The sequence below is a fragment of the Pedobacter psychrotolerans genome, from assembly GCF_004340665.1.
Lineage (GTDB): Bacteria > Bacteroidota > Bacteroidia > Sphingobacteriales > Sphingobacteriaceae > Pedobacter > Pedobacter psychrotolerans.
This window is the reverse complement of the sequence record NZ_SLWO01000002.1, coordinates 573737-591405: the sequence shown is the minus strand read 5'-3', so window position 1 is coordinate 591405 and position 17669 is coordinate 573737. Positions and strand designations below refer to the sequence as shown.

Here is a 17669-nt window from a genome sequence, read left to right as displayed (position 1 = left end):
AACCTTTCGATTGCCTTTTCAATTATTTGATTAAGTGTTTAATCTGGATTAATTCATGTTCTTCTAAATAACGCCATCTGCCACGAGGCAAATCTTTCTTCGTTAAATTGCCATAAACTACCCGGTCTAACTTATCTACGCTATAACCTAAATGTTCGAAAATACGACGCACAATTCTGTTTTTACCACTATGAATCTGAATGCCGATTTCTTTTTTAGTTCCACCCGAAACATAAGAGATGTTATCAGGTTTAATCAATCCATCTTCAAGCTCTAGACCGAAAGCGATTTTATTTAAATCACCCTGTGATAATGCTTTATCAAGCTCAACATTGTAAATTTTAGTAATACCGTTTTTCGGGTGAGATAATTTATCAGCCAGTTCACCATCATTCGTCATCAACAACAATCCTGTTGTATTACGATCCAGGCGACCAACAGGATAAATCCGTTCGCGGCTTGCTTTGTCAACCAATTGCATTACCGTACGGCGCTCCTGTGGATCATCTGTAGTGGTAATGTAGTCTTTTGGTTTATTTAGCAATACGTAAACCTTTTTCTCACGCTTAAGTAGCTCGCCATTGTAGCGAACAAGATCTTTAGAAGGATCTACTTTGTGACCTAATTCTGTAACGGCTTCGCCATTTACGGTAACTACGCCTGCAGCAATTAGCTCATCAGCCTTACGGCGCGAGCAAATCCCTGCATTGGAAATATATCTGTTTAGGCGAATTAAGCCTTTATCTTCATTTGTTTTACGCGCAGGAGCAATAACAGTTCGCTCTGGGCGATTAAATTCAGTATCTCTTGGTTGTGTCTCTTCGCGTTTTCTAAACGGACGAGTGTCGCCTTCTCTTGGTTCTCTAGGTTTTACATCTCTTGAACTTCCAGCACTTGGCTTAAAGTCGTCAGTTCTTTCACCTCTTGATTTGTAATCTCTGTATCCGCCTTCTCTAGGTTTGAAGTCACGATCTCCACCTCTTGATTTAAAATCCCTGTCGCCAGTTCTCGGTTTAAAATCTCTCGAATCTCCATCCTTAGACTTAAAGTCGCGTTCTCCTGTTCTTGGTTTATAATCTCTTGCTCCACCATCTTTTGATTTAAAGTCTCTATCACCAGTTCTTGGTTTGTAATCTCTTGATCCGCCGTCTTTTGATTTAAAGTCACGGTCGCCAGTTCTCGGTTTGTAATCTCTTGATCCGCCGTCTTTTGATTTAAAGTCACGGTCACCAGTTCTCGATTTGTAATCTCTTGATCCACCATCTCTTGATTTAAAGCCACGATCTTCTGATTTTGCACCCGAATCTTTGGATTTAAATTCACGATCGCCAAATTTAAAGCTTTGAGGTTCTGCATCTTTAGATTTAAAATCTCGTCCGCCTGTTCTTGGTCTTGAATCTTTTCTGTCGCTAAATGATTTTGATTTAAAATCTTTACCCTCTGAACTTCTAGGTCTGAAGTTGTCTTTAGAATCGGATGATTTTTTGAATTTGTCGTCTCTGTCGTCTGATCTTTTTCTGTCAGATCCAGCTGAATTACTTCTGCCATCAGTTTTCCGGCTACCCGGTTTGGACTTGTCATCCCGACTGTTCCTGTTGTTTTTATTTATCATGATACGCTTTTAACCGCATCCTGAAATGCGGGCTGCAAATTTATGAAAAATTGATGAGTATTGCAATATCGAGTCCCTGAAAAATCAGACAAAAAAATAGCCTCTAATATAGGTAATATCGCTTAAAATTCAAAATATAAAACCCACGTTTAAAGCGCTTTAAAGGCTGTTTTTTAAGCTTAATCGCGTAACTGTTTGATAATGTGGTTATTATTTTTTAGCTTTGCCGACGTTTTTATATAAGTTCACCAAAAAAAGGAGGAAAATGTTAAAGAAACACATCGTACCAATTGCGGTAGTGGTAACACTATTTATCTTGGCAAAAGTGTTCGCTTACCAAATGCCCTTAGCACAAAAAAGTCTTTTAAAAAAAGAAAAATTACACACTACAATACCTACAACTGTAAGCTCAAAAGTTGAAAAAAAAGAGGTTAAGCCTCAATCTTTAATGGCTCAGTTGAATTTTGCAGATGAAACCCTGCCCTTAGGCGATAAAAAGGTGGAGCGCAAAATGAAAAAAATTCTTGCCGCACACACTTACGACAACACGCAGACAAATCGTTTGCACAAAAAGGCAAAAGAATGGTTTCCTGTAATAGAGCCTATTCTTGCTGCTTACGGAATTCCTAATGATTTCAAGTATTTGGCTTTGGTTGAATCTGGAATGGCTGCAGGCGTATCTCCAAAAGGTGCAGCTGGAATATGGCAATTTATGCCAGGTACAGCAAGATCATATGGCTTAAAAGTAAATGATCAGGTTGATGAGCGCTATAATTTGCGTAAATCAACTATCGCCGCCTGTAAATACATTAAAGAAATGTATAAAGGTTTGGAAAGCTGGACATTAGTAGCTGCGGCTTATAATGTTGGAGATGGCCGTTTACGGAGGCAAATCAGCAATCAGAATCAAGATAATTATTATAAAATGAGGCTGAACCGGGAAACTGGTCGCTATGTTTATCAGGTTATCTCAATGAAACAGATTGTAGAACATCCGAAACGCTACGGATATCAAAAAAAGCGTGTGCTATTGGCTTACAACGCCAATTAATATAATTAAGGATAAAGACAAGCATTTGGTAAGGCGTCCCGAGAAATCGGGACGTTTTTTTTATTTCAGGTAGATTGCACTAATTAATAGCTTGCGCCGATGAGGGGATTTAAACGCTATACGCTTAGCTCTAAGGTTTCTGCTTTAGTCTCAGCTTTGGTCTTTCCGCTTTAATCCTTTTCTTTGCAATATGTTTAAACTTCGCATCAATAAAATAATTAGTCAACCAGGCGACAACATCACTTTTCAATTCGAAGAAGTAGATCAGTCATATCCAGAATATCAAGCTGGTCAGTTTGTTTCATTGATTTTTGAAGGAAAGAACAGGGAAGTCCGTAGATCGTATTCATTTAACAGTTCTCCTGATGTGGACGAACCACTGGCAATTACCGTTAAACGGGTGGAGAATGGAGAAATCTCCAGGTTTTTGCATCATAAAACTGCTGTAAATGATGTATTGTTTGCACAGGAGCCCCAAGGATTGTTCAGCTACCTCCCGGATGAAAATCAGGAAAGAGATCTTTTTCTTTTTGCGGCTGGAGTGGGTATTACGCCATTGTTTTCCATTTTAAAAACGGCATTGGTACGAGAGAAAAATTCTTTGATCACTTTAATATATAGCAACCGTTCAAAGGAAGATACTTTGTTCTATGACGAATTACAGGAATGGCAAGAAAAATATCCCGACAGGTTAAAAATTATCTGGGTTTTTAGCAACAGCAAAAACCTGATGACAGCCCGCTTAAATAAATTCTACATTGAAAAGTTAATCGCAGAATATTTACATTTCGATAGGATTAATGCGCTTTTCTATACCTGCGGACCAATCATTTATATGGATTTATGCAGAATTACATTACTGGGGATGGGCTTCGATTTAAAACAAATAAAAAGAGAAACATTCGTATTGCCTGAAGATGAAATGGATGAAGACGATAGCTCAGAAAAAGTTGTCGATAAAAACACGTACTCGGTCATCCTAAATTTCAATGGCGAAACTTATAATCTGGCAGTTCCCTGGCCAAAAAGAATTTTAGATGTTGCGCTGGAGCATAAAATCAAATTGCCTTATAGCTGTAGAGGAGGTGTATGTAGCACCTGTGTAGCCACTTGTACAAAAGGTAATGTTCGGATGGATTATGATGAAGTGCTTACTGATGAAGAAATTGAAAGGGGCAGGGTTTTGGTGTGTACCGGACATCCCACGGAGAATGGAACGACGGTTGAGTGGTAATTTAAGCTTTGTTCTATACCTTTCGTAGAGTTACTAACTTTAATAGCGCCATTGATATTAAGTTAATAACTCTTAAACCTTACCAATTATATACATCGTTACAAAACCATCAATCATCTCCCAACGTTTATATGATATGATGAAAACCTTGTTAACGCTTACTTTTTCTTTTCTGTGGTTTCATCTGCTTGCACAAGATTCGCTTGTCATCAAGCGGGAACTTGCGAATAAACAATACATCAATCTATATAAAGAAAATTCAGATTTCTCTTACACTTCTCCAGCGGGAGAATTAGGCGCGCCATCAAAATATGTAATCAATGGTAGGTTAACTACCACCTATATGTTACTGGGAAGTTATAAATCGCCTGTGGCATTCTCCATTATTCCCGATTTTACAGTTCGAGTACGCAATGAGGCTTCAGCAGGTGTTCGTACACCAAGTTATCGCTTGGGTGGTGTGTTGTATGCCAGGCTAAATATCAATCCCGAAAATTACAAATATGCTGAGATGGCTTTTACCCATCACTCCAACGGCCAAGATCAGGATGCTTTGAATACTAATGGCTCAGTAAATACACTCACGGGAAATTTCAATGCCAATTATTTAACAGCATCTTATCGTTTCGGACATTTAACAGAAACAAATGCTGATGAAAGTTATTATTCTTTCAATCATCGTGTGGGTTTGCAATGGTATAAGTTTTTTAGATATGAACCTGCGCTGGATCTGGGCTACGGATTCACCAGACTATTATACAATTTCTCCTGGCGAAAATATGGTCAGATAGAAAGAAATGCAAGAAATAAACCGAAAGTTAAAACCGAGAAAGAAACCTGGCGTTTAAATACAGAGGTTTCCTATGCGGTAAATAAAATTCCTGCAAAGAATTTAGCTAATCTTCAAAAGCGATTAAATGCTGAAATTAATTTTAACTATAGTCTTCCATTTATGAATAATGTGTTTTTAATGGCTGCAGTCGGTTATTATGGCGAAGATAATTACAACATCTATTTTCAGGATCATTATGGTTATTTACGTTTTGGTTTATCATCTGGTTTCCTTAGAAATAGAAGCAAGCATTATGACAATTAATCCTTAATACAGTTTGAGTTACACTTTCATTTTGATAAAATTTTTAGCATTTTTGCGGATTGAAATCTAGCGCCTTTATTAGCTAAATTTCTTCTCAACCTTTAAATAATATATGAGCAATAAATCTATCGACCTCGGCGAGCAAAAAGATGTAGAAGTATACGGTGCGAGGGTACATAATTTAAAAAATATAGATGTTAGTTTCCCTCGTAACCAATTGGTGGTTATCACTGGTTTAAGTGGTAGCGGAAAATCTTCTTTGGCTTTCGATACCATTTATGCCGAAGGCCAGCGGCGCTATATGGAAACATTTAGTGCTTACAGCCGTCAGTTTATGGGCGGAATGGAGCGCCCTGATGTAGATAAGGTTTCTGGCTTAAGCCCTGTAATTGCCATTGAACAAAAAACGACGAGTAAAAACCCACGCTCAACTGTTGGAACCATTACTGAGATTTACGATTTTATGCGTTTGCTTTACGCCCGCGTAGCGGATGCTTTTTCATACAATACTGGTGAGAAGATGGAACGCATGAGTGAAGATCAGATTTTGCAGAATATCTTCAATAAGTTTGATGGCATGGCAGTAAATATCCTGGCGCCTGTAGTAAAGGGAAGAAAGGGACATTACCGTGAGCTTTTTGAGCAAATCCGTAAGCAAGGCTATGTAAAGGTTCGTGTGGATGGAGAAATCAAAGACATTACGGCCAAAATGCAAGTGGATCGTTATAAGATTCATGATATTGAAGTAGTGATCGATCGTCTGATTGTGGATGATAAAGATAAAAAGCGCCTCTTAGATTCCGTTCAAACGGCAATGAAGATGGGTAAGGGTGTGATTAAAATTAGTGATAAGGATAACCATGTAGCCCATTTCAGTAAGTTTTTAATGTGCCCAACAACAGGCATTTCTTACGATGAGCCACAACCCAATAGTTTTTCTTTTAACTCTCCTTATGGTGCTTGCGACCGTTGCGATGGTTTAGGATATATTTTTGTGGTCGATAAGGAATCAGTGATGCCGAATCCTAAGCTGAGTATTCTGAATGGTGGCCTGGCCCCATTAGGAGAATATCGGGATATCTGGATGTTTCAGGTATTGAAATCACTTGCCAAAAAATACAGTTTTTCTTTATCTACACCGATTGAAAAATTAAGTGATGAAGTCATCAATATCATTTTAAATGGCTCGCCTGATCTGATCAAAGTTGAGGTTGAATATAATAAGTGGAACGTTCAGAATTATAACATTACTTTCGACGGTATCATTAAAATGTTGGAAGAGCAGAACGAAAAGCGAAGCGAGTCTGCTTCTGATGATATGGATGCTTTTCGCAAGTTGAAAACCTGTCCGGAATGCCATGGTGCCCGCTTAAAAAAAGAAAGCTTACACTTCAAGGTTGATGGTAAGAATATTTTCGAACTTTCTTCCATGGATATTAACAATCTCTTTCAATGGTTCGAAAAGGTTGATGAGCGTCTTAGCGATCGTCAGAACATCATTGCAAAAGAGATTTTAAAAGAAATTAAAGCCCGGATTGGTTTTTTGACGGATGTAGGCTTAACCTATTTAACGCTGGATAGAACAGCCCGTACCCTTTCTGGTGGTGAGGCTCAACGGATTCGGTTGGCAACGCAAATTGGTTCACAATTGATGAATGTAATGTACATTCTGGATGAGCCAAGTATTGGTTTGCACCAGCGGGATAATGAAAGGTTAATCAATGCTTTAAAAAACTTACGTGATTTAGGTAATACCGTTTTAGTAGTGGAACACGATAAGGACATGATCCTGGAAGCTGATTGGGTTATTGATGTTGGCCCGGGAGCAGGTATTCATGGTGGAACGGTGGTTGCAGAGGGAACAGCAGCACAAATTTTAAAATCTAACACTTTAACTGCGGCTTATTTAAATGGAGATAAGAAAATTGAAATGCCAAAGGTTCGTAGGAAAGGCAACGGACATAAGTTATCCATTACTAAAGCTACCGGACATAATTTAAAGGAGGTTTCTGTTGATTTTCCATTAGGTAAGTTCATTGCCGTTACCGGAGTTTCAGGTTCAGGTAAATCAAGTTTAATTACCGAAACCTTATATCCGATTCTGAATCACCATTTCTTTAGGGCAAAGAAAGTGCCTTTGCCGTATGAGAAGATTACCGGTTTAAAGGAAATTGATAAGGTGATTGAGATTGATCAGGCTCCGATAGGAAGGACTCCACGTTCTAATCCTTCCACTTATACAGGCGTTTTCTCTGATATCAGGAACCTTTTTGTACAGTTACCAGAGGCGAAAATTCGGGGATATAAACCAGGTCGCTTTTCTTTCAACGTAAAAGGTGGAAGATGCGAAACCTGTCAGGGAGCAGGATTAAAGGTGATTGAGATGAATTTCCTGCCTGATGTACAGGTTCCTTGCGAAGAGTGTGGCGGTAGAAGATATAACCGTGAAACTTTAGAAGTTCGTTTTAGAGGAAAATCAATCAGTGATGTTTTAGATATGAGTATCGAAGATGCTTGTGTTTTCTTTGAAAATATTCCGATCATCTACAGAAAAATTAAAACCCTGAAAGATGTAGGTTTAGGTTACATTACTTTGGGGCAATCATCGGTTACTTTATCAGGTGGCGAGGCGCAACGTGTTAAACTGGCTACCGAACTCTCAAAAAAAGATACCGGAAAAACATTCTACATTTTAGATGAACCTACAACCGGATTGCATTTTGAAGATATTAATGTGTTGCTAGGTGTGTTACAGGAATTGGTGGAGAAGGGAAATACCATTTTGGTTATTGAGCACAATTTAGATGTAGTTAAGGTTGCCGATTGGGTGATTGATCTGGGTGAAGAAGGTGGAGCTGGTGGTGGAAGAATCTTATTTGAAGGAACGCCAGAAGGCTTGATTCAAAATCCGATCAGCTTAACCGGAAAGTTTTTGAAAAAGGAAATGGAATTCGATGGGCATAAGTTTGAAGCTGAGCCGGTAGAAATGAAGAAACCTAAAAAGACAAAATCGGAGAAAAAAAATTAAACCCATACCAGATTTGATACTTACTACTTGATACTAAAATGAATTTCACTGATACCCATACCCATTTATATTACGAGCAAGATCTTGAAAAGCAATCGCAGTTAATGGAGCGTTGTTTTGAAAACGATGTGAATAGGTTATTCTTGCCAAATGTTGATTTAAAATCAATTGCGATGATTGATGACCTGGTGAATAAATATCCTGAAAACTGTTTTGCTATGGCTGGCCTTCATCCTTGTGATGTAAAGGATGATTATTTAGCTGTTTTAGATGAAATTTACAATAGCATTCCGAATCGAAAAATTTATGCTATTGGTGAAATCGGCATTGATTTATATTGGGATAAAACCACTTTGGCTATTCAACAGGACGCTTTCCGCAAGCAAATTGCCTGGGCGAAAGATTTAGATTTACCGATTGTAATTCATTGTCGCGAAGCATTTGAAGAAGTGTTTGAAGTGCTGGAAAGTGAACGTGATGAAAAATTACGGGGCATATTTCATTGTTTTACAGGAAATGTTGAACAGGCAAGACAAGCCATTGATCTGAACTTTTATTTGGGAATTGGTGGTGTAGTGACCTATAAAAAAGCAGGATTAGATCTAGTGTTGAGTGAAATCTCCTTACAAAATCTGGTACTGGAAACCGATTCACCTTATCTGGCTCCGGTTCCTTTTCGAGGTAAACCAAATGAGAGCAGTTACCTGATTTATATCGCTGAAAAACTGGCTGATATTTATGGCGTTTCCATTGAAGAAATCGCAAATATAACGACGGAGAACTCAAAGAAAATTTTCAGGGTTTAATGTTACCAAAGTGTCTCCCGCAGATTTAGTTGGTTTTTTTGGAAAGTTGTGATTGTTTAAATTTACTCAATACTTGTTTTAATGGTTCCTGAAATAAATTCACGAGGGCGAGGCGATAAAAGCAATTTTTGTTTAGATATAATCATAAATCGTATGCGCTCTTGTGGCTGAATGGTTAGTTTTAGGATTGAGAGAGTCGTCATTGCGAAGCCAATTTTTCATTGGATGAAGCAATCTTTTTAGCAGCTTTCCTTCGCATGAAATATTGCTTCTTCGTTCCTCCTTACAATGACGATGTTTTTATTTTCATCTGTTGTTTATAGTTCCATTCAGTATAAACGTTACTGAAACATTTATTGTTAAAATGGCAATAAAGTAAATTGATTAAGTCATTTTGCCTGATTTTTAACATTAAAAAGCCCATTAAATTGAAATTCTTTTAGTTTCTTTGTGAAGAGCAACTGAACCAAGCAAATGACTAAGATCCTGATTATCTATACTGGTGGAACCATCGGTATGGTAAACGATCCCAGCAATGGGATGTTAATTCCTTTCGATTTCGAACAGATTAAGCAAAATGTACCTGAATTGGCCCGATTAGATTATCAATTGGACGTTCACTCGTTTGATCCCGTTCTGGATTCCTCTAACATGGATCCTGAAATCTGGAAAAAACTGGCAGAGCTTATTTATGCTAAGTACGATCTGTATGATGGTTTTGTAATACTGCATGGTTCTGATACCATGGCCTTTACCGCTTCAGCATTAAGCTTTATGCTCGAAAACCTAGGTAAAGCGGTAGTATTAACAGGTTCTCAATTGCCGATTGGGGAAATCAGGACGGATGCAAAAGAGAATTTAATCACTGCGCTGGAAATTGCCGCCACCAAAGAAGATGGTAAATCACTATTCCCGGAGGTTAGTATTTATTTCGATTCACAGTTATTTCGTGGAAACCGCTCCATAAAATACAATAGCGAAAAGTTTGAGGCTTTCCGATCACCTAATTATCCGGTATTAGCTGAAGCGGGAGTGCATATGCAGTTTAATACAAATTATGTAATGAAAGCGCCAAAAGATAAGTTGATCCTGCATACTAAGTTCAACTCTAATATCGGTGTACTTAAATTGTATCCTGGGATCACGCCGCAAGCTGTTACAGCAATAACAGATTCAAAGGTCGATGCCATTATTTTAGAAGCTTTTGGTTCTGGTAACACCACAACAGCCCAATGGTTTTTAGATGCACTTCGTCAGGCCATTTTAAATGGAAAAATTATTATTGATATATCGCAGTGTAAAAAAGGTTCTGTACAGTTAGGTAGGTACGAAACGAGTCGAGAACTGTTAAAAATGGGTATTGTAAGTGGTTACGATCTTACTTTCGAATCGGCCGTTACAAAACTAATGTTTGTTCTTGGCCTTGGTTTACCACTTGAACAGAGTCGCAAACTAATGGATGAATCATTGCGAGGAGAGTTAACAAAGGATTAATATTTTTTTTATCGGCTGAAGTTAAATAGTAATATTTTATTAACCAGTCTATCTTTTTGGCTAATACTCCCTTTCATGATCAATTCTTGTCGATTAAGGTAAAACTTCTGCAATTATGATGCTTCTCATTTTAGTTATTCGTATTTAGCCCTATTTTTGTTTTGCATATCCGTCATGCTGAACTTGATTCAGCATCTATTCAATAAGACCCTGAAATAAATTCAGGGTGACGGGGAGAATAAAACATGAAAATAGAACAAATATACACGGGTTGTTTAGCGGAAGCGGCTTATTACATTGAAAGTAATGGTGAAGCTGCAATCATTGATCCGCTTAGGGAAGTGGGTACGTATTTAAAAAAGGCAGAAAAAGCTGGTGCCACCATTAAGTATATTTTTGAAACACATTTTCACGCGGATTTTGTCTCAGGCCATGTAGATCTGGCTGAAAAATCAGGAGCAACCATTATTTATGGTCCAACTGCTAAAACGGAATTTAAATCTCATATTGCAAAAGACGGGGAACAGTTTAAAATTGGTGCATTAACCATCACGGCCTTGCATACTCCTGGTCATACTTTAGAATCAACTACTTATTTATTAACGGATGAAAATGGTAAAGATCACTGCATTTTTAGTGGCGATACCCTTTTTATCGGTGATGTAGGTCGCCCCGATTTAGCGCAAAAAGGGAATTTAACGATGGAAGATTTAGCAGGAATGCTTTACGATTCGTTAAATGAAAAAATTAAGCCCTTGGCTGATGAGGTAATCGTTTACCCAGCTCATGGCGCAGGTTCGGCTTGTGGCAAAAGCATGAGTAAAGAAACTTTTGATTCATTAGGTCATCAGAAACAAGTAAATTATGCTTTAAGAGCAGAAAACAAAGAACAATTCATAAGAGAGGTTACTGATGGTATAATGCCACCACCACAATATTTTGCAAAAAATGCCGCCATTAATAAAGGTGGAATTGAAAGTATTGAAGATGTTTATGAAAAGGGAATGAATGCATTAACGCCGCAGGCATTTGAAGATACAGCTAACCAAACAGGTGCAATTATGCTCGATACCCGCGATCCACAGCTATTTGCCAAAGGTTTTATTCCCAATTCCATTAACATTGGCTTAAACGGACAGTTTGCGCCTTGGGTTGGTGCATTAATTACGGATTTACAACAACCCATATTATTAATTACTGACGAAGGAAAAGAGCAGGAGAGTATTACCCGTTTAACTCGGGTGGGTTATGATAGTACCATTGGATATTTAGATGGGGGCTTTGAAAGGTGGACAGATACAGGAAAAGAAATTGATACCGTCGAATCTATATCTGCAGAAGCTTTTGAAGAAGCATCCAATACTGGCGAGGTTATCGCACTTGATGTTCGTAAACCAGGCGAATATGAGTCAGAGCATTTAGATTTCACATTAAGTCGTCCGCTTGATTTTATAAATGACTGGATGGGAGAAATTGATCCGAAAGCAACCTATTATGTTCATTGCGCTGGTGGCTACCGCTCCATGATTGCAGCTTCAATTTTAAAATCCAGGGGTGTTGAAAATGTGATTGACATTGCCGGAGGATACGGCGCAATCAAAAATACAAGTTTAAATAGAACCGATTTTGCTTGTCCAAGTAAGGCAATGAAAGTTAATTAGTTTGAACTATTTAAAAACCCCAAGAAAATCTTAAACTATTGTTCATTTATTTTATACGCTCAGCTTAGATAATCTTAAATGTCTAAGGTGTTCAAATTTTAGTAAGGCAATGAAAGATTTAAGGCTATGATCATTGCGAGGCATGAGGCAATCTCATTCGATTGATAAAACATAAATGAAAAATCAAAACAATTACGATATCATCATCATTGGCGCTGGTCCAATTGGCATGGCCTGTGCAATTGAGGCGCTACAAGCTGGTTTGAGTTATTTAATCATCGAGAAAGGTGCATTGGTGAATAGTTTGTTTAATTACCCTGTCTTCATGACTTTCTTCTCTACTTCTCAGAAGTTAGAAATTGGAGGTGCTCCTTTTGTTACGATTAATCCGAAACCAAACCGTAATGAAGCTGTAGAATATTATCGCAGGGTTGCCGAAAAGTTTGATTTGAATATCAATTTATTTGAAAGGGTAAATCAGATTTATAAAAACGGTGAAGGGATATTTGAAGTTCAAACCGTTAAAGCAAATTATACAGCCAGCAATGTGATTGTTGCTACCGGTTTTTATGATGTTCCCTTGCTAATGAATATTCCTGGTGAAGATTTAGCGAAAGTAACACACTATTATAAAGATCCACATTTGTATGCATTTCAAAATGTAGTGGTTGTTGGGGCAAATAATTCGGGTGTAGATGCTGCTTTAGAAACATACCGGAAAGGTGCAAACGTAACCATGGTTGTCCGCAGTGGTGACCTTGGTCCGCATGTAAAATACTGGGTTCGTCCGGATATTCAGAACCGAATTAAAGAAGGGGAGGTAACTGCTCTTTTCAATTCTGAACTTGTTGAAATAAGAGAAGGTGAAGTGGATATTCAAACACCTGAAGGCATTAAAACCATTCCGAATGATTTCGTAATTGCCATGACGGGCTATCAACCTGATTTTTCTATGTTAAGACAATTTGGAATTGATTTGCCCGAAACCCTTTGCCCTGTTTACAACGAAGAAACTATGGAAACCAACATTAAAGGTTTGTATCTGGCAGGCGTAGTTTGTGGTGGTTTAGATACCCATAAGCTTTTTATTGAAAACTCCAGAGTACATGCCGAAATGATTGTGAAGAATATTTTAGATAATTAATCTTATTAATTATACATCATCCTTTAAACAATCGCTTAAATTTATTCCAAAATGAATTTTTGTTGAGACCATTTGCTTTTTCGTCTACTTGCTTATTAATTTCCTCTGGTTCGATATCCTCATTATCCACTTTTTCCGAAGAAGAAGGAAATGGTCTGTTATTAAAAGATTGAAATCTATATAATGCTTCTGTCATCTCATCATCTTCTAAATTCACTAATTTAATAAATTCGCCTTTATCTATCAAGTCTAGAAAAACGTACGACTTAGCGTAAAGTATATGTTCTTTTAATACATTTTTTAAGTCGTCCAATGTTTCATTTGAATCATTAATAATGGAACCCAAAATTTTTATTCTATTACTCAAGGGTTCCATTAGATAAATATAATAGCCTCCCTTTTTTTCTAAGATAAGTTCATTAGGTGTCATTTCAACTCTATAAAGGGGATTGTGTTGGAATGCCGTAGCGATTCCTAAACCAAAATAGATTAATTTCTCATCATTAATCTGCCCCCAGATTCCTCCTTTTTTTGTGAAAAATTCTCGGGTAAATGGTTCGAAATGCCAAGTCTGGTAATTATCGTTTATTATTTTAAGTAATTTGAAATGAGCTGTATGATCATAATCTTCCTCAGCAATGATTTCACCACCCATGTAAATTTTTCCTTCCGAGTCGCATTTTCCACCATAACAGTCAACTTCAATTAAAGCAAACTTTTTTTGTGGATGCTGTATTGAAATCTCTTTTACAATTTGTTCTATGGAGTTCTTTTTATCATCAATGTCTGATTTTTTTAAGTCATATTGAGCTATAATACCTTCAAATGGGTGATAGAATTTCCGGATTTGAAAGTCTGTCATAACCTTCACAAAACTCGTTTTTAGACTTTCAAATTCATTATCATTATCCAGGGATGTAATAAGGCTTAATGTATTGTAACTCATAAATTGTTATAATGAAAAATGATCGCTGAAATAGATTTAACGTTCAATTTAATATTTTTTTCTTAAATATCTGTATTGAAAATATTATTTGGAATCTTCAACACACTTCCCACAAAACTATCTATCGCAACTTCCACGCTTGGCAAATCTTTCGAAGTCAAAAAAGAACCCAATACATGATTTCCTGCATTTGGAATGGCAATTTTGCGTTTCAAATCTTCTGACGTTCCTAATTCGGAGAACATGTTAAGCATGGCATCTACGCGTACCACCGGGTCTTGCTCCAAATCATTTTTATAATAATATAAAAGTAAAACCGGTTGCTTCACTTTTTCGAAAACTGATTTATTCATGGTGCTTTCCACAAATTCCTGCAATTGTACTAAAGATTCTATTCGGTAATTGGTATACCAGTACTTTTTAACTTCCTCCGTTCTGCCATCCACTTTGCGTTCATCACTACCTAAAACTCTCCGGGCAATTTGTAAACCCCAGGGGTCGTTCAACAACCAAGCCTTTTTATCGTTGATGGCTACATTCGGAGACATCAGAATTAAACTGTTAATTTCCGGATAGGTCGCAGCAAGTTTTAGCGCCGCCGTTCCTCCGGTTGAGGTGCCAATTAAAATCACTTTTTTGCCTAATTTCTGCCCAATGGCATAAGCCTGCTTGCTGGTTTCCCAAAGCCTATCGGCTGTAAAATACTGCATGGGCGCAAGAGTATCAATACCATGATCAGCCAAACGTGCTAAATATAAATTGGCTTTGAGCTTCTTCGCTAGGTTAAGGTGAACCGGATTTCCTTCCATTTTAGATGCGGAAAAGCCATGTAGATAAACTATGGCGTATTCCGTTTGTTGATGAGCGGAATCGGTCCATACAATCTCGGCCTCATTCCCTGGTTTTATTTTATTTGCCTGCTCCATCAACTGCACATATTTATCCAACTCTCCGATCTCAGGCACAGTAGTCCGCGAGGTGTTATACAATGGTTTCTTAGGCTTCGGGCCAAGTAAATAACCTGCGATAAGGAATGCCGAAAAACCTAATAGTATTTTATAGCGCTTTTTCATCAATCCTAAATTATTGCTTTAAACATAAACTTTTGACTGATTAAAGTAAATTTTCATCATCCTGTTTTTAGGCTTTGAGGGGAAATTTTACCTGCAAAAACTTTCCATTTAAACCTGATTGCGCCCAATAGCCCACAGCCCGAAGCATGAGGGCGAGGACTATAGGCAAAAGCAGGAGGGAAGATGTTGACTGCTTATTACCATTGCTTTCCAATTCATCATTATGCTTTATAATACATTCCTTTTTTATGGGAAATTAGCTTAAGTTTGCAATCAAAATTTTTCGACTTAATGCCGGGAATCGAACAGATAAAAAAACCTATTGCAGCTGATATCAAAGCGTTTGAAAAAACGTTCAAAGAATCTATGCATAGCGACGCACCGTTGCTTGACAGGATTACCCACTATATTGTAAAACAAAAGGGCAAACAAATGCGACCAATGTTCGTGTTTTTTGCCGCGAAGTTATGTGGTGGCATTACCGAATCTACCCACCGTGGAGCTGCCTTGGTGGAGTTATTACACACCGCAACATTGGTGCATGATGATGTAGTGGATAATGCCTACGAGCGACGTGGATTTTTCTCTATCAATGCGCTTTGGAAAAATAAGATTGCTGTATTGGTTGGTGATTTTTTATTGGCTAAGGGATTACTGCTTTCCGTAAACAATAATGAACATAGATTGTTACAGATTGTATCTGAAGCGGTTAAGCAAATGAGTGAGGGTGAGTTATTGCAAATAGAAAAAGTGCGAAGAATGGATATTTCGGAAGAATTGTATTTTGATGTTATCCGTCAGAAAACAGCTTCTCTAATTGCTTCTTGTTGCGCTGCGGGCGCGGCTTCTGCCGGTGCTGATGATACTACAATTGAGAAAATGCGATTATTTGGAGAGAAGGTGGGGATTGCATTTCAGATTAAGGATGATACTTTCGATTTTGGAACGGATGATGTAGGCAAACCTTTAGGAATAGATATTAAGGAGAAGAAAGTAACACTTCCGTTAATTTATGCTTTAAACCGGGTAGAAAAGCCAGAACGTAAACGAATCATTAATTTGGTAAAAAACCATCAGGACGATCCTGTTAAAATTCAACAGATTATAGATTTTGTAAATGGACACGAAGGTGTTTATTACGCTAACGAGAAAATGTTACAATACCAGGAAGAGGCTTTTGATATCCTAAGTCAGTTTGATGCAGGAGAAGCCAGAACGGGATTAGAACAACTTGTACTTTACACTACAGAACGTAAAAAATAATGAGTAACGAGCTACTTTTCAGTATTGGGTTTCTGCTATTTATTGTACTCATCCTTGCGTTAGACTTAGGGCTATTTAGCCGTAAGGAGCACGTAGTGAGTTTGAAACAAGCAGGAATCATGAGTGTAATCATGGTAGCGCTTGCATTAGGATTCTATTTTATTCTAATTACAGAAGGGCATCAGTTGCATGGAATAAAGGATTTCGCCCATCTTCAGGAAATCGTAACTAAACACCAACATCATATTGAGCTCCTTCCAAATAATTTTGAAGGCAGTTTAGCCATTTATAAAAAGAATCTTGGACTGGAATTTTTAACGGGCTATGTCATAGAGTATGCACTTTCAGTAGATAACATTTTTGTAATTGTGTTGATCTTTTCTGCTTTTGCGGTGGAAGAAAAGTATTATCATCGGGTGTTGTTCTGGGGGATTTTAGGTGCGATTATCATGCGTTTTATCTTCATCTTTGTAGGTGCAGCGCTCATAGCGAAGTTTGCATGGATTTTGTATATTTTCGGTGCCTTCCTGGTTTTTACTGGTGTCAAAATGTTTTTTACTAAGGATGAAGATGAGAAAATCGATCCCGAAAACCATCCTGTAGTAAAATGGGCTTCGAAAATTTTCTCGATACATCCGAAATATGAAGGGAAAAATTTCTTCGTAAAAATTGACCATAAAACATTGGTTACGCCACTTTTTTTGGTTCTTTTAATTGTTGAATTTACGGATCTACTTTTTGCTGTAGATTCTATTCCCGCCATTTTTGCGGTGACAAAAGATCCTTACATTGTATTTTTCTCTAATATTTTTGCCATCATGGGGTTGCGTTCCATGTTCTTTTTATTGGTGAATATTATCCATAAATTTCATTATTTAAAAACAGGCCTGGCTGTGTTACTTGCTTTTATCGGAGTGAAAATGCTTGGGCATGTTTACCTGGAAAAGTTAGGGTTTACTACCCAGCACTCACTGATTATTATAGTTAGTATTCTGGTGATTAGTGTAGTGGCATCGTTGGTTTTTCCGAAAAAAATACTTCATAAATAATATTAAAATATTTAAGATCTTATATTTCCTTATGTGCCTTCAATGATTAACTCTACCATTTAAGGAATGTAAGTTTATTGGAACAAATGGCTAGCTTTTTTTAAAAGCCATATATTTATTGGATGAACCTAATCAAAAGCTTGAATATTTAAGATCTTATATTTCCTTATGTGCCTTAAATGGTTAATTCTACCTTTAAGGAATATAAGTTA

Annotated in this window: 13 protein-coding genes; 10 read left to right on the top strand and 3 right to left on the bottom strand. The window is 37.4% G+C overall.

The window, feature by feature from the left end; genetic code table 11:
- Positions 1–22 precede the first annotated feature (22 nt).
- Positions 23–1612 carry a pseudouridine synthase gene (locus EV200_RS06165; protein ID WP_132530188.1) on the bottom strand — a complete coding sequence of 530 codons (1590 nt, stop codon included), beginning with the start codon at positions 1610–1612 and terminating at the stop codon, positions 23–25.
- Between the two features lie 265 nt (positions 1613–1877).
- Here EV200_RS06165 and EV200_RS06160 point away from each other — a divergent pair, with 265 nt between their 5' ends.
- The 8 genes from EV200_RS06160 (at position 1878) to EV200_RS06125 (ending at position 13126) form a co-directional block, all read left to right on the top strand.
- Positions 1878–2663, top strand: a complete 786-nt coding sequence (locus EV200_RS06160; RefSeq protein WP_132530186.1) for a lytic transglycosylase domain-containing protein — start codon at positions 1878–1880, stop codon at positions 2661–2663.
- Between the two features lie 190 nt (positions 2664–2853).
- A complete protein-coding gene (locus EV200_RS06155; RefSeq protein ID WP_132530184.1) occupies positions 2854–3897 on the top strand; it encodes a ferredoxin--NADP reductase in 1044 nt (347 codons plus the stop codon).
- 136 nt (positions 3898–4033) lie between these two features.
- Positions 4034–4993: a hypothetical protein gene (locus tag EV200_RS06150; RefSeq protein ID WP_132530182.1), complete on the top strand. Its 960-nt coding sequence runs from the start codon at positions 4034–4036 to the stop codon at positions 4991–4993.
- A gap of 112 nt (positions 4994–5105) precedes the next feature.
- Positions 5106–8021 carry an excinuclease ABC subunit UvrA gene (uvrA, locus tag EV200_RS06145; protein WP_132530180.1) on the top strand — a complete coding sequence of 972 codons (2916 nt, stop codon included), beginning with the start codon at positions 5106–5108 and terminating at the stop codon, positions 8019–8021.
- A gap of 38 nt (positions 8022–8059) precedes the next feature.
- Positions 8060–8827, top strand: a complete 768-nt coding sequence (locus EV200_RS06140; protein ID WP_132530178.1) for a TatD family hydrolase — start codon at positions 8060–8062, stop codon at positions 8825–8827.
- A 474-nt stretch (positions 8828–9301) separates the two neighbouring features.
- A complete protein-coding gene (locus EV200_RS06135; RefSeq protein WP_132530176.1) occupies positions 9302–10321 on the top strand; it encodes an asparaginase in 1020 nt (339 codons plus the stop codon).
- Between the two features lie 245 nt (positions 10322–10566).
- The gene (locus EV200_RS06130) at positions 10567–11982 is read left to right on the top strand and encodes an MBL fold metallo-hydrolase (RefSeq protein ID WP_132530174.1); all 1416 of its coding nucleotides are present in this window, start codon (positions 10567–10569) and stop codon (positions 11980–11982) included.
- A 175-nt stretch (positions 11983–12157) separates the two neighbouring features.
- Positions 12158–13126, top strand: coding sequence for a YpdA family putative bacillithiol disulfide reductase (locus tag EV200_RS06125; protein ID WP_132530172.1), 969 nt, complete (start codon positions 12158–12160; stop codon positions 13124–13126).
- A 16-nt stretch (positions 13127–13142) separates the two neighbouring features.
- Here EV200_RS06125 and EV200_RS06120 read toward each other — a convergent pair whose 3' ends face one another.
- Both EV200_RS06120 and EV200_RS06115 read right to left on the bottom strand, forming a co-directional pair.
- Positions 13143–14072, bottom strand: coding sequence for a hypothetical protein (locus EV200_RS06120; RefSeq protein ID WP_132530170.1), 930 nt, complete (start codon positions 14070–14072; stop codon positions 13143–13145).
- Positions 14073–14134: 62 nt separating this feature from the next.
- Complete coding sequence (locus tag EV200_RS06115) at positions 14135–15145, bottom strand: alpha/beta hydrolase (protein ID WP_132530168.1); 1011 nt, start codon at positions 15143–15145, stop codon at positions 14135–14137.
- 291 nt (positions 15146–15436) lie between these two features.
- Here EV200_RS06115 and EV200_RS06110 point away from each other — a divergent pair, with 291 nt between their 5' ends.
- Entirely contained in the window at positions 15437–16408 is a 972-nt protein-coding gene (locus EV200_RS06110) for a polyprenyl synthetase family protein (protein WP_132530166.1), read from the top strand.
- A complete protein-coding gene (locus EV200_RS06105) occupies positions 16408–17457 on the top strand; it encodes a TerC/Alx family metal homeostasis membrane protein (RefSeq protein ID WP_132530164.1) in 1050 nt (349 codons plus the stop codon). The genes EV200_RS06110 and EV200_RS06105 overlap by 1 nt, the downstream gene beginning before the upstream one ends.
- Positions 17458–17669 lie beyond the last annotated feature (212 nt).

Bases quoted from the DNA above. Each gene is read 5' to 3' on its own strand.
- uvrA (WP_132530180.1), top strand. From the start codon at position 5,106: ATGAGCAATAAATCTATCGACCTCGGCGAGCAAAAAGATGTAGAAGTA.
- EV200_RS06130 (WP_132530174.1), top strand. From the start codon at position 10,567: ATGAAAATAGAACAAATATACACGGGTTGTTTAGCGGAAGCGGCTTAT.
- EV200_RS06165 (WP_132530188.1), bottom strand. From the start codon at position 1,612: ATGATAAATAAAAACAACAGGAACAGTCGGGATGACAAGTCCAAACCG.
- EV200_RS06140 (WP_132530178.1), top strand. From the start codon at position 8,060: ATGAATTTCACTGATACCCATACCCATTTATATTACGAGCAAGATCTT.
- EV200_RS06160 (WP_132530186.1), top strand. From the start codon at position 1,878: ATGTTAAAGAAACACATCGTACCAATTGCGGTAGTGGTAACACTATTT.
- EV200_RS06150 (WP_132530182.1), top strand. From the start codon at position 4,034: ATGATGAAAACCTTGTTAACGCTTACTTTTTCTTTTCTGTGGTTTCAT.
- EV200_RS06125 (WP_132530172.1), top strand. From the start codon at position 12,158: ATGAAAAATCAAAACAATTACGATATCATCATCATTGGCGCTGGTCCA.
- EV200_RS06155 (WP_132530184.1), top strand. From the start codon at position 2,854: ATGTTTAAACTTCGCATCAATAAAATAATTAGTCAACCAGGCGACAAC.
- EV200_RS06115 (WP_132530168.1), bottom strand. From the start codon at position 15,145: ATGAAAAAGCGCTATAAAATACTATTAGGTTTTTCGGCATTCCTTATC.
- EV200_RS06135 (WP_132530176.1), top strand. From the start codon at position 9,302: ATGACTAAGATCCTGATTATCTATACTGGTGGAACCATCGGTATGGTA.
- EV200_RS06120 (WP_132530170.1), bottom strand. From the start codon at position 14,072: ATGAGTTACAATACATTAAGCCTTATTACATCCCTGGATAATGATAAT.
- EV200_RS06110 (WP_132530166.1), top strand. From the start codon at position 15,437: ATGCCGGGAATCGAACAGATAAAAAAACCTATTGCAGCTGATATCAAA.
- EV200_RS06105 (WP_132530164.1), top strand. From the start codon at position 16,408: ATGAGTAACGAGCTACTTTTCAGTATTGGGTTTCTGCTATTTATTGTA.